General features: G+C 53.5%; 36 protein-coding genes and 1 pseudogene. 12 read left to right on the top strand and 25 right to left on the bottom strand.

Annotated features, from left to right (window positions below; genetic code table 11):
* From DR88_RS06590 to DR88_RS06635, 9 genes are read right to left on the bottom strand one after another with little or no spacing between them, the layout of a single operon-like run.
* Positions 1-2478, bottom strand: coding sequence for a phage tail protein (locus DR88_RS06590; protein WP_004149310.1), 2478 nt, complete (start codon positions 2476-2478; stop codon positions 1-3).
* Positions 2478-3089 (bottom strand): phage connector family protein, encoded by a 612-nt coding sequence (locus DR88_RS06595; protein WP_025860577.1) that lies wholly within the window; start codon positions 3087-3089, stop codon positions 2478-2480. Before DR88_RS06595 ends, DR88_RS06590 begins: the two co-directional genes overlap by 1 nt.
* Positions 3090-3137: 48 nt before the next feature.
* Positions 3138-3416 (bottom strand): hypothetical protein, encoded by a 279-nt coding sequence (locus DR88_RS06600; RefSeq protein ID WP_004152465.1) that lies wholly within the window; start codon positions 3414-3416, stop codon positions 3138-3140.
* The gene (locus tag DR88_RS06605) at positions 3409-3801 is read right to left on the bottom strand and encodes a Bbp16 family capsid cement protein (RefSeq protein ID WP_004152466.1); all 393 of its coding nucleotides are present in this window, start codon (positions 3799-3801) and stop codon (positions 3409-3411) included. Before DR88_RS06605 ends, DR88_RS06600 begins: the two co-directional genes overlap by 8 nt.
* A gap of 10 nt (positions 3802-3811) precedes the next feature.
* Positions 3812-4819 carry a major capsid protein gene (locus tag DR88_RS06610; protein ID WP_004149311.1) on the bottom strand — a complete coding sequence of 336 codons (1008 nt, stop codon included), beginning with the start codon at positions 4817-4819 and terminating at the stop codon, positions 3812-3814.
* 12 nt (positions 4820-4831) lie between these two features.
* Complete coding sequence (locus DR88_RS31325; RefSeq protein ID WP_025860575.1) at positions 4832-5509, bottom strand: peptidase; 678 nt, start codon at positions 5507-5509, stop codon at positions 4832-4834.
* Between the two features lie 2 nt (positions 5510-5511).
* On the bottom strand, positions 5512-5817 hold the full coding sequence (locus DR88_RS06625; RefSeq protein ID WP_004152470.1) for a Bbp19 family protein: 306 nt from the start codon (positions 5815-5817) through the stop codon (positions 5512-5514).
* Positions 5814-7493 carry a portal protein gene (locus DR88_RS06630; RefSeq protein WP_004149313.1) on the bottom strand — a complete coding sequence of 560 codons (1680 nt, stop codon included), beginning with the start codon at positions 7491-7493 and terminating at the stop codon, positions 5814-5816. Before DR88_RS06630 ends, DR88_RS06625 begins: the two co-directional genes overlap by 4 nt.
* Positions 7494-7496: 3 nt before the next feature.
* Positions 7497-7700 carry a hypothetical protein gene (locus DR88_RS06635; RefSeq protein WP_004152472.1) on the bottom strand — a complete coding sequence of 68 codons (204 nt, stop codon included), beginning with the start codon at positions 7698-7700 and terminating at the stop codon, positions 7497-7499.
* A 755-nt stretch (positions 7701-8455) separates the two neighbouring features.
* Between DR88_RS06635 and DR88_RS06640 the strand changes: the two genes are divergently transcribed.
* A complete protein-coding gene (locus tag DR88_RS06640) occupies positions 8456-8833 on the top strand; it encodes a Gp49 family protein (protein ID WP_025860573.1) in 378 nt (125 codons plus the stop codon).
* Positions 8834-8876: 43 nt separating this feature from the next.
* Here the strand turns inward: DR88_RS06640 and DR88_RS06645 are convergent, their stop codons facing one another.
* The 14 genes and pseudogenes from DR88_RS06645 to DR88_RS28475 all read right to left on the bottom strand — a co-directional run bounded on the left by DR88_RS06645 (position 8877) and on the right by DR88_RS28475 (position 16647).
* The gene (locus DR88_RS06645) at positions 8877-10352 is read right to left on the bottom strand and encodes a hypothetical protein (RefSeq protein WP_004149315.1); all 1476 of its coding nucleotides are present in this window, start codon (positions 10350-10352) and stop codon (positions 8877-8879) included.
* Positions 10349-11059, bottom strand: a complete 711-nt coding sequence (locus tag DR88_RS0126470; RefSeq protein WP_025860570.1) for a terminase small subunit — start codon at positions 11057-11059, stop codon at positions 10349-10351. Before DR88_RS0126470 ends, DR88_RS06645 begins: the two co-directional genes overlap by 4 nt.
* Before the next feature lie 40 nt (positions 11060-11099).
* Entirely contained in the window at positions 11100-11438 is a 339-nt protein-coding gene (locus tag DR88_RS06650; RefSeq protein WP_025860568.1) for a hypothetical protein, read from the bottom strand.
* A complete protein-coding gene (locus DR88_RS27310) occupies positions 11431-12018 on the bottom strand; it encodes an HNH endonuclease (protein ID WP_050511149.1) in 588 nt (195 codons plus the stop codon). Before DR88_RS27310 ends, DR88_RS06650 begins: the two co-directional genes overlap by 8 nt.
* Positions 12019-12021: 3 nt before the next feature.
* The gene (locus tag DR88_RS31770) at positions 12022-12162 is read right to left on the bottom strand and encodes a DUF551 domain-containing protein (RefSeq protein ID WP_371920578.1); all 141 of its coding nucleotides are present in this window, start codon (positions 12160-12162) and stop codon (positions 12022-12024) included.
* A gap of 5 nt (positions 12163-12167) precedes the next feature.
* Positions 12168-12267 (bottom strand): annotated as a pseudogene (locus DR88_RS31765) (DUF551 domain-containing protein); the annotation flags it as partial.
* An 836-nt stretch (positions 12268-13103) separates the two neighbouring features.
* Positions 13104-13388, bottom strand: a complete 285-nt coding sequence (locus DR88_RS0126455) for a hypothetical protein (RefSeq protein ID WP_223175068.1) — start codon at positions 13386-13388, stop codon at positions 13104-13106.
* A complete protein-coding gene (locus tag DR88_RS06655; RefSeq protein ID WP_025860564.1) occupies positions 13385-13852 on the bottom strand; it encodes a dynein light chain family protein in 468 nt (155 codons plus the stop codon). The genes DR88_RS0126455 and DR88_RS06655 overlap by 4 nt, the downstream gene beginning before the upstream one ends.
* On the bottom strand, positions 13849-13983 hold the full coding sequence (locus tag DR88_RS31645; protein ID WP_255212405.1) for a hypothetical protein: 135 nt from the start codon (positions 13981-13983) through the stop codon (positions 13849-13851). Before DR88_RS31645 ends, DR88_RS06655 begins: the two co-directional genes overlap by 4 nt.
* 61 nt (positions 13984-14044) lie before the next feature.
* Entirely contained in the window at positions 14045-14389 is a 345-nt protein-coding gene (locus tag DR88_RS06660; RefSeq protein WP_004197334.1) for a DUF1064 domain-containing protein, read from the bottom strand.
* 119 nt (positions 14390-14508) lie between these two features.
* Positions 14509-15294, bottom strand: coding sequence for a replication protein P (locus DR88_RS06665; protein ID WP_032443965.1), 786 nt, complete (start codon positions 15292-15294; stop codon positions 14509-14511).
* Positions 15291-16058, bottom strand: coding sequence for a DnaT-like ssDNA-binding domain-containing protein (locus DR88_RS06670; protein WP_025860560.1), 768 nt, complete (start codon positions 16056-16058; stop codon positions 15291-15293). Before DR88_RS06670 ends, DR88_RS06665 begins: the two co-directional genes overlap by 4 nt.
* Positions 16058-16267, bottom strand: a complete 210-nt coding sequence (locus DR88_RS06675; protein ID WP_023301592.1) for a hypothetical protein — start codon at positions 16265-16267, stop codon at positions 16058-16060. Before DR88_RS06675 ends, DR88_RS06670 begins: the two co-directional genes overlap by 1 nt.
* 146 nt (positions 16268-16413) lie before the next feature.
* Positions 16414-16647, bottom strand: coding sequence for a hypothetical protein (locus DR88_RS28475; protein ID WP_025860555.1), 234 nt, complete (start codon positions 16645-16647; stop codon positions 16414-16416).
* A 154-nt stretch (positions 16648-16801) separates the two neighbouring features.
* Here DR88_RS28475 and DR88_RS06685 point away from each other — a divergent pair, with 154 nt between their 5' ends.
* The 11 genes from DR88_RS06685 (at position 16802) to DR88_RS06720 (ending at position 21935) form a co-directional block, all read left to right on the top strand.
* Positions 16802-17383 (top strand): helix-turn-helix domain-containing protein, encoded by a 582-nt coding sequence (locus tag DR88_RS06685; protein ID WP_004144290.1) that lies wholly within the window; start codon positions 16802-16804, stop codon positions 17381-17383.
* A 218-nt stretch (positions 17384-17601) separates the two neighbouring features.
* Positions 17602-17751: a hypothetical protein gene (locus DR88_RS31030; protein ID WP_164993470.1), complete on the top strand. Its 150-nt coding sequence runs from the start codon at positions 17602-17604 to the stop codon at positions 17749-17751.
* Entirely contained in the window at positions 17748-18047 is a 300-nt protein-coding gene (locus DR88_RS06690; protein WP_004149323.1) for a hypothetical protein, read from the top strand. Before DR88_RS31030 ends, DR88_RS06690 begins: the two co-directional genes overlap by 4 nt.
* Positions 18044-18943: a YqaJ viral recombinase family nuclease gene (locus tag DR88_RS06695; protein WP_025860551.1), complete on the top strand. Its 900-nt coding sequence runs from the start codon at positions 18044-18046 to the stop codon at positions 18941-18943. The genes DR88_RS06690 and DR88_RS06695 overlap by 4 nt, the downstream gene beginning before the upstream one ends.
* 9 nt (positions 18944-18952) lie before the next feature.
* Positions 18953-19975 (top strand): recombination protein RecT, encoded by a 1023-nt coding sequence (recT, locus tag DR88_RS06700; RefSeq protein ID WP_004149325.1) that lies wholly within the window; start codon positions 18953-18955, stop codon positions 19973-19975.
* A gap of 50 nt (positions 19976-20025) precedes the next feature.
* Positions 20026-20274 (top strand): helix-turn-helix transcriptional regulator, encoded by a 249-nt coding sequence (locus tag DR88_RS06705; protein ID WP_004144294.1) that lies wholly within the window; start codon positions 20026-20028, stop codon positions 20272-20274.
* Between the two features lie 34 nt (positions 20275-20308).
* Positions 20309-20500: a hypothetical protein gene (locus tag DR88_RS06710; protein WP_025860549.1), complete on the top strand. Its 192-nt coding sequence runs from the start codon at positions 20309-20311 to the stop codon at positions 20498-20500.
* A complete protein-coding gene (locus DR88_RS27430; protein WP_025860547.1) occupies positions 20493-20651 on the top strand; it encodes a DUF1317 family protein in 159 nt (52 codons plus the stop codon). The genes DR88_RS06710 and DR88_RS27430 overlap by 8 nt, the downstream gene beginning before the upstream one ends.
* Positions 20648-21154, top strand: a complete 507-nt coding sequence (locus DR88_RS28470) for a PDDEXK-like family protein (RefSeq protein WP_023285452.1) — start codon at positions 20648-20650, stop codon at positions 21152-21154. Before DR88_RS27430 ends, DR88_RS28470 begins: the two co-directional genes overlap by 4 nt.
* Positions 21151-21747 carry an MT-A70 family methyltransferase gene (locus DR88_RS06715; RefSeq protein ID WP_025860545.1) on the top strand — a complete coding sequence of 199 codons (597 nt, stop codon included), beginning with the start codon at positions 21151-21153 and terminating at the stop codon, positions 21745-21747. The genes DR88_RS28470 and DR88_RS06715 overlap by 4 nt, the downstream gene beginning before the upstream one ends.
* Positions 21744-21935 (top strand): hypothetical protein, encoded by a 192-nt coding sequence (locus tag DR88_RS06720; protein ID WP_004200579.1) that lies wholly within the window; start codon positions 21744-21746, stop codon positions 21933-21935. The genes DR88_RS06715 and DR88_RS06720 overlap by 4 nt, the downstream gene beginning before the upstream one ends.
* Positions 21936-21951: 16 nt before the next feature.
* On the opposite strand, the gene DR88_RS06725 is transcribed toward DR88_RS06720, so the two are convergent.
* Together DR88_RS06725 and guaA are read right to left on the bottom strand one after the other, a co-directional pair.
* Complete coding sequence (locus DR88_RS06725) at positions 21952-23202, bottom strand: tyrosine-type recombinase/integrase (protein WP_004149328.1); 1251 nt, start codon at positions 23200-23202, stop codon at positions 21952-21954.
* Positions 23203-23394: 192 nt separating this feature from the next.
* Positions 23395-24972 (bottom strand): glutamine-hydrolyzing GMP synthase, encoded by a 1578-nt coding sequence (guaA, locus tag DR88_RS06730; RefSeq protein ID WP_004151979.1) that lies wholly within the window; start codon positions 24970-24972, stop codon positions 23395-23397.
* Positions 24973-25000: the final 28 nt, after the last annotated feature.

Genomic DNA, 25000 nt, shown 5'->3' with positions numbered 1-25000 from the left:
TCAGCCCCCTACCGTTACGCGTGGTATAATGGCCAGAATGCCAAGCGGCAGCGGATCGGAATGGCTAATTACAACTCGCCCGTTACGCTCCCAGTTTGCATCGAGGTTCATATCGATGATGCCCGTCTTTAGCCCTACCGGGTCGTCGTAGAATTCCCACTCACGCTGGGTATACTCCAGTAAGTGAGCATCATCTGTTCCGGCCCAAACCGAGCGCCCGCTGTTGAGCATTACGCAAAGCTGATTGATAAGTTTGGTCTTATCCAGCAGCGTAGACTGCCCTGCAACGTTCACGTCCAGCGTTTCGATAACCGCGGCTACCGGCAAACCGATATGCACCACTGACGAGTGGTTTTCGATCGTCACTTCGCCGCCTGATACAACCTGCTGAGGTTCAACGTTACCGTCGGCAAGAATGCTAACCGTCTGCCCCTCGAGGTGAGACAGTCCCGCAAATGTCCGACGTGCTATCGACCAGGTGGATTGCGCGCTATTGCGCAGTGCTGCCGGTACATCACGGTTTACCAGCACGGTAGCGACGGTTGAAGAAACGACTTCAGCAATGCTTATGCGCATCGACTTACTGATTCCGTCCTCTGTATACGGAATGTGAATTTCCTGGCTGGTACTGGAGGAATCGAAAATTGCAGTGCTGCAGGTCAGGGTTAGCTCATCCTGATATGTCCAGCCACCAGCGGTGCTAATCGTCATCGTGCGTGTCGAATCGGTATTTTCTCCGCTGTATGACAGCCCGGAATCTACGAAAAATGCATCCTGCTGCTCTGTAAACTGCCGGGTATTCAGTCGCTCAACATAACGAACTGTCGATCCATTCACCGTACGGCGAATAAGCGCATAGACCGCATCTTCCTGCCCTTCGCTAATACTGCAGATCGATTCGACATAGCCATTAGTCATCGGGTGCGGATGCCAGGCATATACCTGCTGCTCACGGAGATAAGTCAGCCCAAGAAGCATGCCATCACTCCTCGCACACCATGCAACGCTGAACGGCTGTACAGACAAGGCCCAATCCCTGATGCTGTAACCGTTAAACAGATGACTGGCAAGGAGGGTCAGATCACTGGATTGATAGCTGTCCTGGTCGAATGAGTAAAACAGGTCGCGGATGATGGAGCCCTTCTGCTGAACGTACAGTGCAACGCTGCCAACGTTGATTGGCGCCAGATCGCTGCTACCGTTGAACGACTGACCGGACATCGCAAAGCCACCGGTTCCCGTCAGGTTGCCGTTGCTGTCGCCTGTCACCTTGAACTCTCCGCCGCTGGTCAGCACGATAAGCTGACCGACATCGAGAAGGTGCAGGATTTTGTTCAGCTGGCGACCGGCGTAGTTATAGGTGATCGCATCGTCGTCAACCTTCGGGTTGCTGCGATAGAAGTTGTGATAATCACCGGTACGGCTACACCATATAGTTTGAGGAAATGCCCGGCTGCCGCCGAAAATCAGCCGCTGCTGGTAATAGGTAACTGTACCCGGGTAGCCGTCTGTATCGTTCCAGGCATAATGCGCCCATTTGTAAGTGGCGAAGGTGCTACCTACCACTTGCGCTGGCAGCTCGATCTCACCATCCTGACGTGGCACAACGTCGGCCGTTGCAGTTAGTCCATCTCCGGCGACGGCGGTAATACGGCACACGCCAAAACCACTATGCAGATAGCGCCACAACACACCGTTACGGCCACCAAGCCCCCAGCCATCCCAGGAATCTCCCGTTGTATGGGTCGGAGCAACAGTGCCGGTGGTGCCATTAGAACCGCCGTCAACACAGCGATAAAAGTTCTCCTGATATCGGCACTCGTCACCGATCCCGATGTCTTTGTCGGTTTCCCACCGACCAACACTATCTACCGCTTTCTGTTCCATGTAGAACAGTTTTCCCACGTGCTGGCTTTTGAAAATCGGGCTGTTGGCAGTCAACGTTACGGATCCAGTTCGGCCTGAGGCGTACACAGTTACCGAGTCGTCTGTGTTCAGGTCCTGGAATGGCCCGCTGGTTGTTGTCACTGCGGCGGTGCGCCAGTCAGCCTCTCCGTAACGCCGGATCTCAAGCGGCGGATAATCGTTGTGGCACACTGTCATCACATCGGCAGACTGCGTAAATTTCAGCTCAGAGATGACGCTCACCGGCCATGGGGTAGCCACTTCAACAGGGCTGCCGCCGTCCGTAACCAGCGCGCCGTTAGACCAGACACGGAAATAGTGATCGCCGAGCTCGAGCGCATAGGTTTGCGATACGCTGAACTGAAAAGGTATTAGCCGGCAGTAACGGTCTGCATATTTCGCGCTCCCCAGGAACCGGAACCCGGGACGATTTTCAATGCCGCCTGACTGCCGGACGATGAAATTGCGGCAGCGGCGCAATGACGTCTGGTATTTTTCAAGATCGATTCGAGCATACAGTGAAGGCGATATCTCGCCGCCGGCAAGCGACGGCTGCACCAGTGAATAAGCCATCAGCAGATCCTCGCACTGGCAAGGTCTGACATCGCCTGCTGCGGTTCATGAGCCTCATCAAGAGAGCGTTGCATGGCCGCCGTAAGCACCTGCTGATAATTGGCCATTGCCTGCTGACCGAGACTGGCATTTGCCGCGATCGGCATGGCTATCTCTGCCGCCATACGCCACGAAAGAGCATCAGCGAACAGGGCATCAAACATCGTCGGGTCAGTGATGCTTTTCACGTATAGCAGTACCGCCTGAGACTCATTGGTATGAATGACGCGGCCAGTGCCATCTTCATTGCTGCCAACTTCAAAAACAGGCTTATCCTGCAGAACGATATGAGACCCAGTGAACCACTTCGGTAATATGGCAGATATACGCGCGCAGTCGGTCGGGTACTGATACCGGAACAACCATCCCGGCGCGGGGTCGCCAAGGTCAGCCAGGACAACGCGCGACATGGCAAAGTTCCAGTCGTTGTCTGCCAGAACTGCGTCGCGCATGGACTCGTAAAACAGGTTGCAGGTATATGCCTCTTTGGTCTTTTCGGTGAGGCTATTAATCGTCCGGCTGTTGCCTATACGTGCCAGCGCGATATTGCAGATATTGATCACTGATGCCATATCATCCACCAACTAAAAAGGGGCTTTCGCCCCTTTGGCTATGAGGGCTTACACCCCGAGTTCTTTCCGCCTTTCGGCGATCTTCGCCTTCAGAGTTTCCGCTTTGGTATTGAAATGCGGCGCTTCGCCGAACATTTCTTCATACTGTTTGCGCAAATCATCAAGCTCGGTTAACTCTTCTGCACTGACCGGAATAATCTTTTCGCTCAGGCTGGCATCAACGGAAACCAGATTACTTCCCGGCTCACCGTCGTAGGTAACGATATCGCCCGGCTCATGCAGGCGGCCATTGATGAATGACCGCTTAGCGACTTTGTACTCAGGCATTGGTTTGCACGCCTCCGGTGATACCCGCAGTGACTTTGCCAGTGGTCGGCGCAGTACCAGTCACCGTATAGTTCAGACGGATGTAGCGTTCCATCTTCATCGGCAACGTGATAACCGGCGACTTATAGCCCAGCACCAGAGATGCCAGTGGGATCGTCATGGACAGCACGTCCGCAGCGGAACTGAATGCAGAGTTGTCATCGGTTTGCACCGTCACAGTCAGGCTGGTCAGGTTGTTGAAACCTTCAACCACCTGGATAAGCAGCGGGATATCGCCATATTTACCGACATCTTTATTGCTGCCGGTATCAATGACGTTAGTCGAAGCAGCCGTGGCCGTAATGGCCTGAGCTGCGGAAAAAAGCGCTTGCTGGTCGAGCAGCATGATCCCCCCCTTACGCCGTTACGGCTGATTCAGTATTCAGGATGGCGTCAGCGCGACGGATCGGAATGCCCAGGAAAGAAACGATTTTCTTACCGGCATATTCGTCGATCGTCAGGTTAACGTTTTTCGCATTCATAGCCTGCTTGTGCAGCCAGGCATGGATGGTCTTGTTGCAGTAGATGACCTCTTTGCCATCGCCCAGCATTGCTACATCACGCGCGTAGTACGCATCGACCATCATGCTGATGAGGTCTGCGCCGCTGGCTGCGTCTTTAGTCAACGTGGTGACATCGATGTTGCAGATGCGCGAGATCGAACGCCAGTCACGGACTGACAGGCCGAGATGCCATTTGAACTCATCACGGTAAGCCAGGAACTGACCGCCGTTCGCATCGCTGACCAGGTCATTACCCAGATCCTGATGCTGGAACCCGGCGACCATACCTTCCGGATAGATCATGTGCGCAGTGTTCTCACCCCAGGACATGAACCAGATGGAGGTATTGGTAGAACCACTACCACCGGCGCTGAATACGTTCTCCGCGCTGGCCGCTTTGGAAGTGCTCAGAGTGTTGAAGCGCGGAGCCAGGCCCATGAACGCTTCCGGCTCAGCATCGGTATTGCCGTAGAAGGTGTAGCGGGAAACCTTGTTGTTGAAGCCCTGCAGCTTGCCCATGTTCTCGGACACGCGGAACGAGTCCGCATTACCGGAGCGATCGGCCAGGTCTTTGTCCACAAAGCCAAGGTCGTACAGCATACCGGTAGTGTCAGTCACCGGGACGGTCTGGGTTTTGGTAGGCTGCACGCCCTGGTTGTAACGGCGCCACACCGGCTCGGGAATACCGGCACGAATGGTGGTTTTGTGCTTGGAACCGTCATTACACGGCACGTAAATCGCATCGGTAATGACATCGTTGCTTTTCGCCAGTTGCTCGACGATTTTAGCGATCCGCCCGTTCTTGTCGGTACGGCTGTACACGTCAAGAAGAGAAGGCAGCGTCTGACCAATTAAAGCCATGATTACACCTCACTATTTTTTGCTTGGATAAAACGCTTCGACCAGATCGTTTTTCGGCGATCCGTTACCCTGGCCAGTGACGAAACTGTCTTCACTCATCAACTTGCCTACCTTTGCGAACGCCCGAACCATTTCCGGGTGGTTACCCAGGCCGGTCGAGTCAAGGAATTCGCGGAACTCTTTCGATGCGAAGGTATCCAGCGCCTTCTGCGCGTGCCCTACGGATACCGTTAATTTGTCGCCACCGATTTCTTTGTCAGCCTTCGTGTCAGCTGCCCACTGTTCAACCTGCTGCCCCCACGACTCAGCCTGGCGGTTCTGGATTTGCTCCTGCAGTTGTGGCCACAGTCCAGCCAACTTCTGCGCCTGGTCATTAGAAAGACCAAGCTCGCGCGCCACGGGCTCAAACAACTCAACAGCTTTTGAGTCCAGCTCAGTGCCTTCAGGTGCCGTTAGTTCATATTTTTCTGGAACCGATGGTTCAGCAGAAGGAGTTGGCTTATCGCCAGTCGGCTCAGGTTTATCACCATCAGCTGGCGAAGGTTCTGGATCTGCTGCTGGTTGTTGCGCTGCTTCAGATTGCTCAGCCGCAGGAGCCGGGGATGGTTCGGATGCTGCTGGAGCTGCCCCACCATCTGCAGGCTGCTCATTGCACAAACGCCGATACATCAGACGCTCAAATAAATTCATCGCTATTCCTCGCTGGCCTCTTTGGCCATTGCCAGATACTGATCGGGACACGCCTCCATCACGTCGGAAAAGACTTTCAGTCCCGTGTTACGTTTTCCTTCGGCGAAGGCTGCCGAGAGCGCCTCACCGGTATAAGTCGTACGCCACACTCCAGCCTGCTCAATCAGGCGCCAGATGAAACGGCGGCCGTGTTCTGTCTCGCAGATGAGGCGCAGGTCATTAAGTTCGTTCTCGCGCCGTAACTGCTGCCTTTTGAGCTCATCTGCTGCCAGTTCTTCACGCTCTTCTTCGCTCAGGTAATCAGTCATTGCGTCACCGCCGGCTGCTGAGCAGCATCAGAGAGGGTTTTTAACAGGCTAGGGTCAGCGGTGTTGGTATCGCTCAGGGTCTTAGCGGTTGCGCCAGCTTGCTGGGCCATAGCCATCATCTGCTGCTGTTGCTCCATTTGAGCACGCTGCTCGCGCGTAGCTTGCACCTCATCATCAGAGTTAACGATCGTGGCCGGGACGCCGAGCATATTTCCGTACTCGTCAATCGTCTGGTCGATATTGAGTTTGTCGAGCGCCGCAGGATTGGCTTTTGCAAGATTCCCAACAAAGCCAACAAAGCGCTCAACGCTGCTGATCCCTATGGATTTTTGGGCCTGTGCCAAAATGGAGACATATTCAACTTTCAGAGGAGTGCCCTGCAGTTCTTCCGGAGGCTCAGGAAAGAGGTTGCGGCGCGCCATGATGTTGAATGTGCGATCAACGAAAGGATCAAGGAATTCATCATTAAGTCGCTCAAGTACTGGACCAAGCTGCAGGAGTTTCTCATCCTGCATTGCGGCCACAGCTTCCACTGGCATGCTCCTGGTGTTGATGGTGCTGAACAGGTTAAACAGGTCAGAGAAGAAGCAGGCTTCAATCATTTGGCGGTCATCAGCAATGCTGCCGAGCATGTCATTAAGCTGCGGGCTGACGGCGTAAGCCGGACGCACTAGCTTGGTAGCATCAACTTCATCGACATAAGTAACTCCGCCAGGGGCAAGGTTGATCAGCTTATTTTTAAGACCTGTCGGGGCCACCATTGGCGGGTTAACAAGCTTATCGATCGCGTTAGCTTTGCGAATTTGCTCCAGCTGCAGAGCCTTACCAGTACCGAGCGCCATCATTCCCGGGCAGTTACTCCCGTAAACGTCTTCCCCGTTAATCTCCCAGCGCGGTGAAAGGATCGGCGGCTCATCAAAACCAGCCTCACGAAGGAGCTTGTCACCGTCTCCGGACAACTCGAAATACACCGATTTGAATGCCTTGTTGCGGGAGTTCAGCTTGCCATTCACACGATCGATATTGGGCTCTGTCAGATGGACCACATCGAACCATGCTTCATAGTTCGCGTTATCCCAGGCGCCGCGCACGGCGTTACTGACGTTGTCCAGGCCAAACTGCATAACAATCTGGCGGGCAGTCATGGAGAAAACGCGATACGTGGTATCGACTGACAAACGATGCGAGTTTGACAGGTAGTAACTTCCGATCGGCAGAGGATGAGTACGAATCACATCTTCGTCGTCTTCGAGAACCGCCATAGCCGCGGTACCAAAAACACCAAGGTGCCGGTAGATAATCGGCAGGGACTGGTAGACGTTAGAGCGGTTCATGACGTCGTTCATCCTGGTCATGACCACATCAAGCCAGCGTTTTACCGGTCCATATTGCATCATCTCCGGATCCGGCGTTGCCAGCTTAAACCATGGGCGGGTTGGGCTGGTGATACCTGACAGCATGCCTGATTGCAGAGTGCGGGCAGCTTTGGAGGCGGTAGGGTCAACGATGCGGGTATTACGCTTGCTGCCGTTGTTTCTCTCCGTCGTAAGAAAGCGCGTGCTGCGCGGATCAATAAATTCCGCCAGTTCGCGCCAGTGCTCCTCAAAGCTGGTGCGCTCATTTTTGAGCTGCCCCAGGTGTTTGAGGTAATGCTGTTTCGGAGAGAGTTCGGCCATGGATTACGCCCCGAGCAGGGTCTTACCCTGAGTACCGCCAGAAGGCTGCGTTACACCCTGGCTCGACGTCAGGATTGTTGATTTCTGCCCGCCCGCTGCGGCGCGGCGACGACGATCGCTATCAGCGGCGTTCTGTACAGCAGAATCGGAAACCTGCGGCGCCGCCTGAACCTGCGGAGAACTCACTTTCGGCTTGCTGATGCACATTTTGCTGCGCTCCATACGCGTTTAAATTATTACCAATTTAACCATATATGATTTATTTGTCGTAGTGTATTGACCTTTTGACGATAAATTATTACCTTTTTGGTAAACACAACATGAAAGCGCACCCCATTCCCTTCCATTGGTGGCTTTGTCGTTACTCAGATGGCGGAGTGCGCTTCCAGGTGTGAAAGCATCCGGCGTATGGCACATGCGTCGATAGCGGTCCGGGGGCTCCTTGGTACATGGCCCAGCGGGTAGCCGGAATGTGCAAGCCATGCCCTGCATGCACGACAGCGACTCACCATCGTGGCGGTACGGTGTGACACCTCGGAAGAGACGAGGGCACAACAGGAGAGAGTATTTATGGAGCCGCGACAAAGTGTGGCGCCTTAACTGGCTAAGTACTCTCTTCGTTGTGGTGAAGCTCAACGGCGAGCTAGGGAATAGTTTTGCGGTGAAGATTCTAGATAACTAACCGCAGGATGCGCGTAACCCAATCGGCAGCGCACCGATGGAAGCTGGTTCGACTCCAGCCATCACATACAAAATCACGCCTCAGGACCGTGATACCCGTAGTTCAAGTGCAAGTTTGGCGGTGGCAGTTATTCCCTTTATGACCACCGCCCTTTTTACAGCAGGACGCCATTGCAATGACTTCATGCTGTAAACCCTGTGACACCCAGCCAAGGACGGCACTTTCCATCATCCCTGTTTCGCCCGGTTCGCCGGGCATTTTTTTAAGGTGAGATTAGACTATGAGTGACAAAGACATTGAATCTGAAATTCAGGCTAAAGGCTTAACGGCGCCCCGCGTTACGCCCAACCATATCGAAAGCATTATTGCCAGCGAGCATTACTTCACTGGCTCTGATGGTGTACTGGGTGCCTACAAAAACAACGATGACGTTTACGTTGGCAGCGCACCTAGCGATAAATCAGTACGGTCTTTAGATTTGATTACCTTCTGTGTCCTGGTGCTTCAAAACGGCTTTACCGTCACCGGCGAAAGCGCCTGCGCCAGCCCGGAAAACTTCGACGAGGAGATCGGGCGTAAGATTGCCCGCGAGAATGCGGTGGCGAAGATCTGGCCGCTGGAAGGCTATCTGCTGAAGCAGAAATTAAGCGAACAATAACGCCGTGACATGTCACAATCAGCCCGCCGTTGAGCGGGCTTTTTTACGCCCACGGGTCGTACTCGCTGATCACGTTGGGCTGCTTTCCGCCGGCAGCAGGGAAATCTGAACGCTTCGTCACCGGGTATGCGAACGTCAGAAGCAGCGCATCACCCTTGCCAGGCGACCGGCCCAAACGCTCTTTGATATCCTCTTTCGGCTCCATGACGATCTTGCCGTCCACCCTCACCTTGTACTCTGCCGCGGACAGGTCGTCTGCTGTCTCCTGGTCATCCAGCGCACCGCCGAGCTTGAGCCACGTCTTACAGGCGTTGAACATCTCTCCGCGCTTATTCAGCATCTGCGGGTCTGCCGATGCGCCGCCGAACGGCACAAGCTGCCACGTTCTGCCCCAGCCGTCACCGATGGACTTCAGCCCGGTACCGTAACCGAAGTCGATAAACACCGCGTCAGCCTGGTACTGGTCCTCAAAGTCGGCGATTCGCTTCGCCATAATCAGATCGTCCGTGGTCTTGTTGCCGGTCCAGAGCACTTTGCTGTGCAGCCCCTGGCGGAGATAGATCACTGCATCATCCACGCCTGAATAAGCCGGGTCGACGCCGATTATCCGCGGGGCGTGCGCCACCTGCGCAGCGGTCACTACACGCTTCATCGCCTCATCAGTCAGCCCGGTAGGGATAAACTGCAGCTCTGAAGCATCCGGGAAGATCCCGCGCACGCGGACCTTCACAAAGTCGCTGTCCTCGCCGTAGTCGTCCACCCATTTCTGCAGCTGCTGCTTGTTGGTGCCTTCGACGGTGCGGCTGTCGATTTGCGCGCACTTCCAGCGATGCTTGTATTTGCGGAAGCACTCGCGGAATCGCCCAGTGTTGCGCGTCGGGTTACCGAATGCCACCCAGATGATTTCGGTGTCTTCGTCCGTCAGCGCGCCCTCGGCAACCTCCCAGACAAGATCTGCGATGTTGGATGCTTCGTCGAATACCACAACGATGCGCTTACGCTCGTTGTGCAGGCCTGCAAACGCCTCTGTGTTGTGCTCAGACCATGGAATAGCATCGGCGCGCCAGCGTTTGTCATGGCCCGGATCGTTGCTGTACATCGCGGTGGCAGTGCAGGTGAACCACTCTTTCGTGATAGCCAGGTTCGACCATTTGATGATTTCCGGCCAGGTCTTCGTGCGCAGCTGGTTGTCGGTGTTGGCGGTCACCACCACCTTGCAATCTTCACAGGTGGACATGGCCCAGTTAATCAGCATCGAGATGAATGCAGATTTGCCGATGCCGTGGCCGGATGCGCGGGAAATCATCAGCGGCTGGTGACGTGTCGCGGGATTCTGCAGGTGCTCGCCTATCTCGCGGAATGCGTCAGCCTGCCACTGTCGCGGCCCGGAGGCGTGCGCCAGTTCGGTGCCATCCTCACCCCACGGGAACGCATACAGCGCATAGCCAAGCGGGTCATGGGTGAAGCTGGCGATATCGTCGATCAGCTGTTCTTCCGGGGATAAATCGGCGTCTGTCACTGGTCACCACCATTGCGCTCTTTCAGGCGCTTGCGCGCGGCGGCCATGCGGTCGGCGATAGTGACGTTCACGTTAACTTCCATGCGCTCTTTGAACGCGTTAACGTCGACGTGCTTACCGATTAGCTCGAGGTTCTTCACCTTGTCGGGCCATTTCACCTTCTTCAGGATATGCTCGACATCCTCAACAGAGAGATCAGCCTCGCCATTCTCTTTTTGCAGAGAAGCCTGGGTCGTCTTGATGGTAGCGATATCCATAGCACTGAGAGAGGTACGCCAGACCTTCGGCCATTCAGCGATCGGCTTCATCCCGCCGTCATCGTTCAGGATATCCAGCACATCCATCTGGTCGATCTCCACCAGGCGCATGAGAACGTAATCAGCACTGACGCGCATTCGTTTGTTGCGCTCTTCCATCAACTCGGCAATCCGTTTTTGAATGCGTTCATCGCGCATCATGACGCTGGCTTTAACTGCCGCTGTATTTGGGGAGAATCCTGCGTTAATCGCTGCCTGAGTCTGGTTTTCAGGCGTTTTGATGTATGACTGGCAATAAGCCTCCTGCATTGCTGTTAGTGGCTTAAATTGCGTTGATTTGCGTTTATAGGTTTTAGGTTCAGCAGGCATCATAACCACCGTGGTAATAGTTACCGTTGTGGTAATAGTACCATGCAAAATAAAGCCGCCATAGTTGGCGGCAGTATTCAAAACACATCAAATTCATCATGCATAATCTACTCGTGACATGTCACACTATTAATTTCGTTTCGTGCCAGCCAAGAGTGGCCCAGCACTGAGAGTCACCAGCGCAAGGGCAGGATGCCACCGGCAGTTGATCGCCGCACTTTCCGCAGCGCCGCTTGCTGATGGCGTTAATCCGGCCGCGCACCCGGGCATCATCCTGGCGGATAAGCAACGCGATGTACTCGGCCATTTCGTAGGGATCGCGACCAGGGCGCCGGGCGGCGCAGTTACGGGCCAGCATCTCCTGCTCCTGCTCATCCAGCACCAGTTCAATTTTACGCTCACCGGCGGCGGACTGCCGCGCGCGCTGCGCGGCTTTACGTTCTGCGGGGGATTTAGGCATCACTAACCTCCTGCGGGGCGGCTGGCAGCGATACATGAGACCACGACTCACCACTAACCACTCTCCTAATTGTTCTTTTGGAAACGTTAAACATTTTGGCTAGCGACCCAAAAGAGGCGCCCAACCCCCTTAACATCCTTATTTCACTTACGCTTTGGTTGTTTAGCTTTGAGTTGGCCTGCATTTCCCCTTTATATGCCGGAAGATGTGACCTGTTTCTCAGCCCTGCTTCCCATGCATGCTTTCTATTCTCCTGTGGCGTGACCCATTCAAGATTTATTAGGTGTGGGTTGGCCTTATTTCCGTCTATATGATTTACCTCGGGCTTACCATAAGGATTCGGTAGAAATGCTTCTGCAACTAGTCTATGCACTCTTGCAATTTCCCTCCTCCCATTTGAAGCATCACTCAGCCTAACAACGCAATATCCATTGGTATTAAGAAATTGTTTTAGCGGTCCGCCATTAAAGCGCTGCTTAGTTCCATCCCTCCTCAAAATCACTCTTGGCAGACTAATGACATCTCCGCACTCATTAACCTGGTAAATACCTTCCCAACCAACAACTGGTAAGAATTTCATGAGTTACTCCTTAGGCGGATTTGGCAATGGCATCCAGTGCGACGGCTCCCAATAGCAACCAAAACCATGCTCAAAATTATGTCTACCGTATACAGCAATCCTTACATCCGAGTCGCCACCTTCATGCGCTTTAGGCCTGTACACAAGCACCGCCTGCCCTTTTTCAGGTATCCGCTCGCTTACTGGAATCCATTTACCCGGCACGGTAGCGGGTTCACTACCGGGTGACTGCGGCGCGGCTGCGAGCATGGCGGCGCGGCAACGTTTCCATACGTACCAGTAGGATTCTCGCCAGGCGATGTTATCTGCCTCTGAGGCTTCCTGGGACAGGTCAAAAGAACAATCAGAAGCAAACCAGGAGTCAAATAGCGCCCTTAATTTTCTATCATCCATCACTACCGGCGCTGGCTGCTGCGCGGGGATATGCCCAAGTAGCTTGTTCACTTCCCTCGCCATTGCGCCGTATTTGTCCAAGTGACGATTAGCCTCCAGGCAAACTCGCTGCATCTGGTCAGCGTTAACCCGTTTCACTGGCTTGCTGTTTGCACTTTGTACAGCGTCATCAAGCTGTTGCAGGAGAATATTGACCACGGCGGCAGCATTTTGCGGAGTAACTTCCCAGCCTTCATACTCGTAACCGCTGCCGTTAAGGCGATCAACAATCGCGGTCAGTTCCGGCGCTGACTGCGCGTGGCGATAGAGCGGTTGTACATTCTCAAATTCAGCCATCCAGTAATGGCCTACCTTTTGGCTTACAGTTATCGCTGGTATGCCAATGTCGTTATTGTTGTGCATCCACGCCACAGGCTCGCATGACTCCTGCGCCAGACCAGCATTCCATTCCCGCAATTCTTCGGTATAGCGCTGCGCCTTCTCCAGCACCTCTACCAGCGCGAGGATGTTGGCAGGACTTGATAACTCGTACCACTCGTTGATCGTTGTGATATCAATGTCGATCTGTTCATCCTCATGCTGTGAAAGGTCAATTATTTCGTCGCCTGGGAATGCTTTTAGGCGGTCGATAGCATCGGCAGTTGTATTGGCCGCCGCTTTCAGGCTCTTCGCCAGTGCGGTGATATCAGTTGTCATGCGGCACGCTCCTTGCTGGTTTTTCCATCTACGACTGCATCGAAGCCTGAAGGGGTTAAATTCACGCTGTAATACAGGCCATCAAATTTTCTGCACGCTGGATTACGCCAATTCACTAGCCCCTCACGAAAAAGCACCGGAATAGAGGGGCAATTAACGCGGTGGGAGATTTTATCTTGCTCACCTTTTTGTTTGTCGCCGCGCATGAAATACCGTGTTCCGTTATACATACGGCGAAGCGTGAAGATTTGAGCGTCAGTTAGTTTTAGGTGCTTGCTCATTTGTCGGCCCCCTCGCGCAGCTGCTTGGCGAAGTCATCAGCGTGCTCACCGGCAAGCCACCAGTTGTCCCTGATATCTGAAGAAATGGCCTGCTTGGATTTTTCTCGGCATTTTTCGACAAACTCATCCACCCCATCAGCCTTAATCCCGGCTACGATGCGATCGGTGGCGGGGGTTTCTGGTTTAAGTGCATCCAGCACCGCACGGATAACTTCGGCTTCGTTCTCAACCCACGACCATTCGGAAGTATCATTCCAGTCGTGGTCCATGACGGCGGTATCCATGAACGCGTCGACAGCTTCAGCTGGAATTTCTTCCGGGCTAAATGCTGCCTTCAGCCCCACATTCTCCGCAGCCAGTTGCTGGTACGCTTTCGCCAGCTTCAGGAACTTCTGCTCTCTGATCGAAAGCTCGCCTGCGCTCTCCAGGGAAGCGATGAGCTCGTTTACTGTTTCGATGTTCATGCTGTCACCCACTCGATCGCCAGATAAGCCACATACAGGATGGCGACGATTGCCACCCACCCAATGATGTTTGCCACCATCACGAACAGCAGCAGTGACCGCCGGCTGTAATTCACGAAATCAAAATCCATACTTACCCCCGCTTACCCGTTTAACTTATTGATTCAATTGATATCAATGAAGATCGTTGTTTTAGAACTCTTCGACCTTCCACCCGCCGCCGGCTTTTGCCGGGAGCTTCGTTACTCCGATGATCCTGAATGGGTACTGATCGGCTGCGACTTTGGTTTTCACCCTGGCATCGTCAGTCCAGAACCCTTTCACCTCATGCAATTCCATCTGGCCGTTTGCCAGCATCACGGCGAAGTCAGGCGTGTAGAACGTGTTGTCAGCCAGACGCAGCTTGATGCCTTCGAACCGGTACCAGGCGATTTCCCCGTAGCGCTTACGCAGCTCAAGCTCTTGCGCATACGCCGTTTCGGTTTTGTTCATCTGGCCCGCTTTAAGCCGGCCAAGTGCCTGTAGTGTCTTTCGCATGATTTTTACCTTATTGGTAATTTATAACCATAAACGGATCAATATCAATAGTATTGCGCATATTTTATTACCCTTTTGGTAAACATTGAGGCGTAAAAAAACGCGCTTCCGCGCCGGTATTACTTGATGAGTCCTGCTGCCTTCCCTCGCCGGTATTCCTCCATCAGCCACTGTGCCGGGGTTATACCTCCGAGTGTCGCCGCGTTAGGCATACATCCGAAACTTCGACCTGGCGGATGGTAGGTATTGCCACCGGGGTCTGGAGGGGTATTTATAGGCTCTGGATTCGCCTGGATGCTCAGAATCGGATCGGGTATCTGATGCCCTGCCGCGACCTTCGACGCCCATTCGTCCAGAAGCTTACGCGCATGTTTCTCAACCTCAATCTCACTCAACTGACGCTGGTACATCGCACGCCTGGTATCGCACACAATCCAGTACATGACAGGGTGGCGCCACGGGAATTGTTCTGGTCCGCCAGGCTGTAGGCTTTTCTCCTTGGCATAGCGGTGAAACTCCCCCATCACATCTTCGATACTCACGCCAAGCACCATCTTGCTGTCTTTGCACCACTTGATGAATTGACCTGGTGACGGCCAGAACGGTGATTCACTGGCACGGGCATGGCGCATTCCTGCTGATACCTGCTCACGGGTACGGATACCACCTTCGGCGAACGCGGCGATCCACTGGCGCTTAGCGTCGGTCTCCTGCTGTGCGGTCTTAAGGTTGGTCTGCTCTGCTGCCGGAAACAGTTGCTTGAGCTGTTTAAACAGGGCATCGACAAGTCTCTCTGCGCTGATGTTCACAACATTGTCTTGCTGAGCCTGGTGATTGTCCGGACCCATCATGCGAGCCAGGGCGCCGGCATCACGATTCTGAATTGCTGCGAATACGTTACTCATAAGAAATCCTTCCAGCCTTCAGGGCTGTTCCAGTGTGGTACTTCATCGTCAGAGCTTTCACCGCGCTTTCCTGCCGCTCTTTTTTTCCTGTTCATCAGCAGCCGGGCAAACTTCTGCTCCCACTGCACGTGTTGCATCACATTGCCTTCTGCCATCCAGTAGGTGATGAATTCGATCAGGTCTGATTTCTTGTAACCGTCAGCTGGTAGCGCATGGCCCCATGTTCTGGCGCGCATGACAAAGTCCTCTGACGGCTTCCAGTTTTCATGCATGGTGAATTTGCCAATTGGCTCTCCGATACCATCAACGACAACCGGAGGGACTTGAATTACTTCGCGCGCAGAGAGAGGGGTTTTTATTTCCCTGATCCCTGATCCCTGATCCATTCCTAATGGTACTTGTACCGTATCAGTACCGTACTCATACGGTACTAAGGGTAAACATTTGATTTTGCTTTCTTTTGGCTTATTCACTACCTGATGTTTAAGGAAATTCGTTATGACCCCAAAATGCTTTCCATCAGGGGTGGAAAACATGGATAAATAGCCACAGTTGGAAAGCTCCCGTATTAGTACCGGAATAGGAACGGATGGTTCTCGGATAGGGAAAACTGCAGCTTTGATAAGCTTCGGGTTTGCATTGAAATAGCCTTCATCATCTGCGTAATTGAGCAGACCAATAGCCAGCAAGCAGGCTGGTTCTGATACCTCTGCCATGTCTTCATCGGTCCAGAACTCGGGCTTAATGGTACGAATGCGGGCCATCAGATCACCTCCACGGCATTACCTCTTGAGGCCTCATGCATTAGCCGTTTTATCTCAGCATGGCGGCGGCGGTTAGTCTCGAGGGTGCATTCGACACAATGCCCGTTGTATACCCATCGCTCACTGTCATGGCCGTGCTTACATTGCTTACCGGTGTAGTAGCGCTTTAGTCCTGCCTTTGCCGCTTCGACGCGAGTAATGATCTCCATAGTTCCTGTCTCACTCTGGTTGTGGTTACGGTAATTTTGCAGCAAGCCAAAAAAAGATCAACCGTATTTGGATAATTGTTACCAAATTGGTGCACAGGGAGAGGCAGGAGCCGCCTGTGGTTGGCGGCGAGGGTGAGTTTTAAGGATTAACGTTCGTGGAACCAGAGGACCAGGTCGGATTTTGCGGTTATCCACTTACGGGATTTGCAGGCTTTAAACAGTCTTTCTAACAGAGGCTTACGTGGAATTCTTGTACGGCCAGTCAGGTGAACCTGAATGTAGTGGCTGGTCGTGCCGGCGTCACTTGCGAACTCTTCACGCTCTGCCGGAGAGAGGTCGAGCCAGCAGCGTTTGAAGTCAAATTTTTGCACATCGCTCATATTTTTTTAGTCCCGGACTAACTTTAGACAGCCTGATTATTACCAATCTGGTGTAAAAATCAATGACTGTTACCTTTTTGGTAAGTTTACCTTTATGGTAATATTCTATTAAATTTAATCAGTTAGGTAACAATTTCAGGCCAAAAAAATAGAAATGAAAAGCATCTACGACATACGACGCGACAACCTCAACGAGATAATCCGGAAGGATTTCGATAACACGCAACTCAGGTTTGCCGAGAGAATAAAAAAATCAGCTAACCTCGTTAACAGGTGGAGCAAGGGGACAAAAAATATCGGCGCTAACGCGGCACGCGAGATCGAGTCGTTCGCCGGGAAAGGTCGTTTCTGGCTGGATATCGACCATCTGTCAGATACCCCGACGCTGCCGGAGATTATCGACCCGCAGGAATGGAGTGTGGAAAAGCAGGCAGCGTTTACCCTGGGTGTATGGATGGGACAGCATCCGGATCTGAACTCAGAGAAAAAGGTTTCGGAAGCGGCCGGCATCGGCCAGGCGACCGTAAATCGCATCCTGAACTGCGAAGGATCCACCAGCATTGGCGTGCTGTCGGCTATCGCCAGGGCGTTCGGCCGCGATGCATATGAGCTGATCCTGCCGCCTGGAAATGCTGGTCTGATTGACTATGACCATCATGAATACGCCGGGCTGCCGCAGGAAGAGAAAAACAAGATCGCCGCCTTCATCAAGTTCATCGTCAGCCAGAACCAGTAACCTCTAACCTACCTGTCACCCCCTGGTGGGATAACTCCCCGCGCCTCATGCACTTACCAAAATGGTAAACTTTTCCTCATCAAATCTATTGACACAACCATAAATTGATCAGATTATTACCTTAACGGTAACAACAGGGCGTTAAATTACCAGAAATCCACCACCGGGTGGTTTTCTCATACCCCTGATATTTACCAAATGGTAATAGTGAGGTGTGTATGCAATGGCAAATCATTAACGGCTGGTACTGCGTTACGGCATGCGGGCTGATGAGCTGGAAGTTTCGCACGCTGCCGGAAGCAATCAGCTGGGCATTCGTCAGCAAACTGGCAGCAAAAACGGAAATGGATATGGGGGTGAGCAAGTGAACATTCAGCAGATTAACAACCTGAAAAAAATCATGAACAGCATCGACGGCGACTACCAGCTTAACCAGATGCTGTACGAGCGCCACGTCGAGCTTATCGACGCGATCAAGTTCCATCAGCTGCAAAAACCATTCTACGAACTGGAGCGCAAAGGCGTGCGCAGCGAGATCCTGGAAGAGCTGATGATGAGCTCTGAGTTTGAAGAATGCCTGGCCGCGTATCAGCGGGAACTCACCGGCATCATTGCCAAGTGGGATCTGGCTGACCAGCTGGATACGGCGAGGAACGCAGCATGATGAATAACGTTGGCAGCATGGACAGAACCAAGTATCTCGGCGGCAGTGATGTCGCCGGTATTCTCGGGATCAGCCCGTGGCGCACTCCGCTTGAGGTTTACCTCGACAAAGTTCAGCCACGCAATAAGCCAATAGATCCAGGGAAACAGAGAGTGTTTACGCGTGGCCAGCGTATGGAGCCATACGTAATCGACCTGCTGGCTGAAGAAACAGGACTCGAAATCATCCACCGCGGGAACCGGTACATCCACCGTGATTACGGCTTTATCGCAGCTGAGATTGATGCAGAAGCAGCTACCGGAGAGAACATCGAGATCAAAACGGTTAGCCCGTTCAAGGCTAAGGAATGGGGAGAGGTTCAGACAGATGCGATCCCTGTGCATTACACGGCGCAGGCCATGCATGGGCTGATGGTTACCGGGAAACAGGTATGCGTATTTGGTGTGCTGATCGGCGGTGATGACTTCCGTATCTATCGGGTTGAGCGTGACGAAGAAACCATCCAGGCCATCCTGGAGAAAGAAGTCTCCTTCTGGGACAGGGTGATAAACCTCAACCCGCCGGAGGCCACCAGCGTAAGCGATATTTCGCTGATGTTTGAGAAGGACGCCGGTACCAGTATTGAGGCAGACGGTAAAGCTCTGTCGCTATACAACGACCTTAGAGACATGAAGTCACGCTGCAAAGCGCTGGAAGCAGAAATAGCTGTATCAGAAGAGAAACTGAAGATTTATATGCAGGATAACTCAGTTCTGACGCTGGATGGTAAGCCGATCTGCACATGGAAATCTCAGGTTAGCAATCGATTTGACCAAAAGCTATTCCAAGCAGAACACCCTGCCCTTTACGAAAAATTCAAAACAGCAACGACATCACGCGTATTCAGAATGAAGTAAGGAGAAAACATGTCTACCAACGCACTTAAGGCGGCTGCGACAGGAAACCAGGTCGCGCAGCATAGCGATAAACCAACCACTCTGGCTGGCTTGCTCGCAGATCCAAAAATTAAGGCTCAGATGGCGCTGGCTCTTCCAAAGCACATGACAGCCGACCGCCTTGCGCGCATCGCTACTACAGAGATCCGCAAGATCCCAAAACTGGCGGCCTGTGACCAGGCCAGCTTCCTCGGGGCGATTATGCAATGTGCTCAACTCGGTCTTGAGCCAGGCGGCGCACTTGGCCATGCATACCTGATTCCGTTCGACAAACGCCAGAAAGTAAATGGCCGCTGGGAAACTGTATCGACAGAAGCGCAGCTGATTATTGGTTATCGAGGAATGATTGACCTCGCCCGCCGGTCAGGTCAAATCCTGAGCATATCAGCGCGCACAGTCCATGCGAACGACAAATTCAGTTACTCATACGGGCTGGAAGAAACGCTCGAGCATTCACCTTGCGAGACCGGTGACCGAGGAGAACTTACGCATGTTTACGCCGTTGCACGCCTGAAAGATGGCGGCGTTCAGTTCGAAGTTATGAGCCGGGCAGACGTTGAGAAAGTTCGTGCCCTGAGCAAAGCCGGAAGCAGCGGACCGTGGGTGGAGCACTTTGACGAGATGGCCAAAAAGACGGTGATCCGTCGCCTGTTTAAATACCTGCCTGTTTCTATCGAACTGCAAAAAGCGGTTGTGATGGATGAACGAGCTGAAGCCGGCCTGAGCCAAGATAACGCAGCTGTTATCACCGGTGAGTATTCCGTCGTAGACGATGAGCAGCAGAGCATGACAGCAGTTTCTGAATCTGATCGAGAAGAAGCACGTGAATACGCTAGCGCCATTCTGAACAGCCTTGATCCTTCTGTGGATGATGCAAAGGCGCTTTTTAAGCGGGCAGAAGACGAAATAAACGCACTGGCTGAAAAGTTAGGCGATGAATACCACCAGGGATTCATGACGACGCTTAACGATATGCGTCCTGAATTTGCATAACACCACCACCGCGGCGCCGGGCGCGCCGCACTGAAAAAAGAGAGGTAACGATGAAAGGTGCATTAGGCAAAAAGGAACTGCTGGCGGTGGTGCCTGTATCGATGAGCACTATCGACCGCATGGAGAAAAACGGGGAGTTCCCTAAGCGTTTCTGGATCACAGACAAGCGCTGCGCCTGGAACAGCGAAGAGATCGAGCGCTGGCTGGATGAACGTCAGCAGAACGGCACAACGGAGTTTGCTGGAAAAAAGCCTCCGGTTGAGCAGCGAGTATTTCGCCCGGTTGGTAACGCGGCGTGACGTCGCTGGCGAGGTACTGGGAAAGGTGGTCAGGATGGTTTATGTACCTGGCCGCCGTATCCGCCTGGCCGCTCGCCTCTGGCTTGAGTGCATGGATGCGGCCACTGGCGAGGTTGAGCGGGCCCGTATCGCTATACGCCGCGATCAGTGCATTGGCCGCGGGAACCGGCTTCGCCAGGGATGCTATGCCGGGATCTGCGCAACCGCCGGGGTGATTTATGACTAACCCACACGACAGCATTCGCGTAGGCAGTATCACGCTGGTTTATTCGTCCGTGCGGAGTGGCTGGCTGGCGCCCGGCGGCCAGGTTATCCAGAACCCGCTGAAGGCACAACGCCTGGCTGAGCAACTGAATAGTAAGAAGGGGGCAGCATGACTGATGGATATGTCAATGAACTCGAAATGGGGAAATGTGGTGAGTATTACGCAATTTTCTCATTAACAAAACAAGGGTTTATTTGTTTCCCGTCAGACCAGGGATTGCCATATGACATCGTTGTCCAAAGTGAAGGAAGGTTATTGCGAGGACAGGTCAGATCAACACTTCGTATGCGAGATTACGGAAAGTCAAAAAATGTTTACAGATTTAGCACCAGAACCGGAAAAGGGAGCATACGAGCAACTCAATGTGGATATTGTGATTTTTATGCCTTTGTTGTGATCGAGGATGAAAAAATAGGTTTCATGGCAGCAAAGGAGCTTACCAGCTGCAAAAACATTGGCTCAATAAAACAAACTTTAGAGTTTCGCACTGAAGATAAAGTTTACCCAGGACGAATTTACCCTACCGGAAAACAAAGAATTCTTGATTATTCAAGAAATATCGAATCATTTTCATCTTTTCGTCGCGTAGCTGAGCTGTTGAGGAAAAAATCATGACAACTAAAAAATACACTCTAATTTATAGCGATCCGCCATGGGCATACCGCGACAAGGCAGCCGACGGTGACCGCGGCGCCGGTTTCAAATATCCGGTTATGAACGTTATGGATATCTGCCGGCTGCCAGTATGGGAGCTCGCCGCCGAAGATTGTCTTCTGGCTATGTGGTGGGTACCGACTCAGCCGGTAGAGGCGCTGAAAGTCATGGAGGCCTGGGGGTTCCGCCTGATGACCATGAAGGGATTCACCTGGCACAAGACGAACAAGCATAAAGGGAACAGTGCGATCGGCATGGGCCATATGACCCGGGCGAACAGCGAAGACTGCCTGTTTGCCGTGCGCGGGAAACTACCGGCCCGCATGGATGCCTCAATCTGCCAGCATGTCACGGCGCCGCGCCTGGAGAACTCGCGCAAACCGGACGTTATCCGCGAGAAACTGGTGCAGCTGCTTGGCGATGTCCCGCGCATTGAGCTCTTTGCCCGCCAGTCGTCTCACGGTTTCGATGTGTGGGGGAACCAGAGCACGGCGCCGGCGGTTGAGTTGCTGCCCGGCTGCGTAGTGCCGGTAGTGAAGACGGAGGCCGCATGAACATTGCCGAAGAGGCCTCACTGATACGACAACTCGAAGAGGCGCGCGCCATTATCAACCAGAGGAATGGTGAGATCCTTCACCTGCAGAGAGAAGCGGCGCGCTACCGTGAGCAGCGGGATTCTGCAAACGCGATGGTTAAGTTCCTGCGCGGACTCTTTGAGAATTCTTCGCAGGCGACACAATGAGCCGCCTCCGGGCGGACTATTGTTCATTCATCCACTTTTCAAATGCAGACGGGGAGAACGGCACAAGGTCGTAATGCTCCCCGTTTATCCATGCATCAACCATATTTGCCCACTGCTGCAGCATGTAGGCCCGCTGCCGGGAATACTCGGCCTTGTTGTAAACCGCCCTCACGCCCTTCTGTTCATGCGCCAGCGCCTTCTCTATCCAGTCTGACGGGAATCCCGCTTCATGCAAAAGCGTGCTCGCTGTGCGCCGCAGGTCGTGCACTGTTAGAGGTTGCAGGTTCTCCCCGGCATCCGCTGCAGCAGCAACCGCGCGATCGATGACTGAGTTAAGAGCGGCATTGGATAACGGCTTACTGGTGCTGTAGCGACCTGGCAACAGATAATCACTCCCGCCGGCGCACATCTGCAGGCCTATCATCAGATCCTGTGCCTGGGACGGCAGGTAGATGACGTGTGACCGGCTGCCTTTCATCCTGTCAGATGGGATCGTCCAGGTTCCTTTGCTGAAATCCACCTCTTTCCACGTCGCCATGATGAACTCGGTTTTGCGCACCATCGTGATCAGGATGAGCTTCACAGCCAGCTTTAAGGTTGGCAAAGTGCTGACGGTATCGAGGGACCTGAACAGCACGCCGATTTCTTCCGGCTGCAGGCAACGGTCACGCGGTTTAAACATGGCGATCGCTGAAGGTTTGATATCTGCGGCCGGGTTGAATAACCCGTGCCCGCGGTCATTGGCGTACCGGTAAACGCTGCTGATGATTTCACGCGCCTGCACCGCCGTCGCGCGTCCGCCGCGCTCGACTATGCGATCGCAAAGATCACGCACCATAGGGGTCGTTATCTCTGACATCATTTTGTTTCCGAGAACAGGCAAAATATCCCGGTCGATTACTGATTGCTTCATAGCCCGCGTACTGTCAGCCAGGACCACATGTTTCATGTAGGCGTCGGTATGTACCGTAAATGTTTCGGCGCCGCGGATCCGTTTGATACCGTCACGTTTAGCCGCAGCCGGCGATTGGCCTGCGTTCAGCAGCTTTTTAGCCGCTATCAGTTCATCCCTGGCTTCAGCCAGTGTGATACCGTCACGACCATACTGACCGATAACCAGCGTCTCCCGTCGGCCGTTGATGCGGTAATCGTAACGAAACGAGATGGTGCCTGAGATCAGCACGGCTACGTATAGACCGTCGCGATCGGAGACCTTGTACATTTTGCCCTGCGGTTTCAGGTTTTTTAGTTTGGTATCGGTAAGCACATTTCACCCGTGATGCATCATTTTTTCTGACGGTACGAGAGTATACCGTAATGGTAATACCGTCAGGTATACCGTCAAAAAATGTGAGATAGAGTGAATAGTGTTGATGTGATATAAAGAAAAACCCTCTGTAAAAACAGAGGGTTGCATTTCAATTTGAGTAGATGTGATTAGCTATAATGTAGCCGTTAATCATTCCCACTCAATCGTTGCTGGCGGCTTGCCGCTGATGTCATACACCACGCGGGAGATACCGTTCACTTCATTGATGATACGGTTGGAGACGCGGCCGAGGAAATCATACGGCAGGTGCGCCCAGTGCGCGGTCATAAAGTCGATGGTTTCCACCGCACGCAGGGAAACGACCCAGTCGTATTTACGGCCATCGCCCATCACGCCGACGGAACGAACCGGCAGGAACACAGTGAACGCCTGGCTGACTTTGTTATACAGGTCAGCTTTGTGCAGCTCTTCGATGAAGATAGCGTCCGCACGACGCAGCAGGTCGCAGTACTCTTTCTTCACTTCGCCCAGCACGCGCACGCCAAGGCCGGGGCCCGGGAACGGGTGACGGTAGAGCATGTCGTACGGCAGGCCCAGTTCCAGGCCGATCTTACGCACTTCGTCTTTGAACAGCTCACGCAGCGGCTCAACCAGGCCCATCTTCATCTCTTTCGGCAGGCCGCCCACGTTGTGGTGAGATTTGATGACGTGTGCTTTACCGGTGGCGGAAGCGGCAGACTCGATAACGTCAGGGTAGATAGTACCCTGCGCCAGCCATTTGACGTCGTCCAGCTTCAGCGCTTCTTCGTCGAACACTTCCACGAAAACGCGACCGATAATTTTACGCTTCGCTTCCGGATCGCTTTCACCCGCCAGCGCGTCGAGGAAACGCTGCTCGCCTTCAACGTGAACAATGTTCAGGCCAAAGTGGTCGCCGAACATCTCCATCACCTGCTGCGCTTCGTTCAGGCGCAGCAGACCGTTGTCCACGAATACGCAGGTCAGGTTTTTGCCGATAGCGCGGTGCAGCAGCATCGCGGTCACCGAAGAGTCCACACCGCCGGAGAGGCCGAGGATCACTTTGTCGTCGCCAACCTGCTGACGGATACGCTCAACGGCGTCGTCAATGATTTTCGCCGGGGTCCACAGCGCTTCGCACTGGCAGATGTCGCGCACGAAGCGCTCCAGCATACGCATCCCCTGACGGGTGTGGGTCACTTCCGGGTGGAACTGCACGCCGTAGAAGCGTTTTTCTTCGTTGGCCATAATGGCGAACGGGCAGTTGTCGGTGCTGGCGACGGTTACGAAGTCCGCTGGGATGGCGGTCACTTTGTCGCCGTGGCTCATCCACACGTCCAGCAGCGGTTTGCCGTCTGCGGTCAGGGAATCTTCGATACCGCGCACCAGCGCGCTGTCGTTAACCACTTCAACCTGTGCGTAACCAAACTCACGCTCGTTAGAACCTTCTACATGGCCGCCCAGCTGCATCGCCATGGTCTGCATGCCGTAGCAGACGCCAAATACCGGCACGCCGGCTTCGAACACATACTGCGGCGCGCGCGGGCTGTTCTCTTCGGTGGTGCTTTCCGGGCCGCCGGAAAGAATGATGCCGCTTGGATTAAATTCGCGGATCTGTGCTTCCGTGACATCCCATGCCCACAGCTCACAGTAGACGCCCAGCTCACGCACGCGACGCGCCACCAGCTGAGTATACTGAGACCCGAAGTCGAGGATGAGGATGCGATGTTTATGAATGTTTTCCGTCATTGACGCTAATTCCGAGGCAAGTGAAACA

The organism is Klebsiella pneumoniae (assembly GCF_000742135.1).
Classification (GTDB): domain Bacteria; phylum Pseudomonadota; class Gammaproteobacteria; order Enterobacterales; family Enterobacteriaceae; genus Klebsiella; species Klebsiella pneumoniae.
The sequence above is the reverse complement of the archived record's forward strand: the minus strand, read 5'-3'. Positions and strand labels throughout refer to the sequence as shown.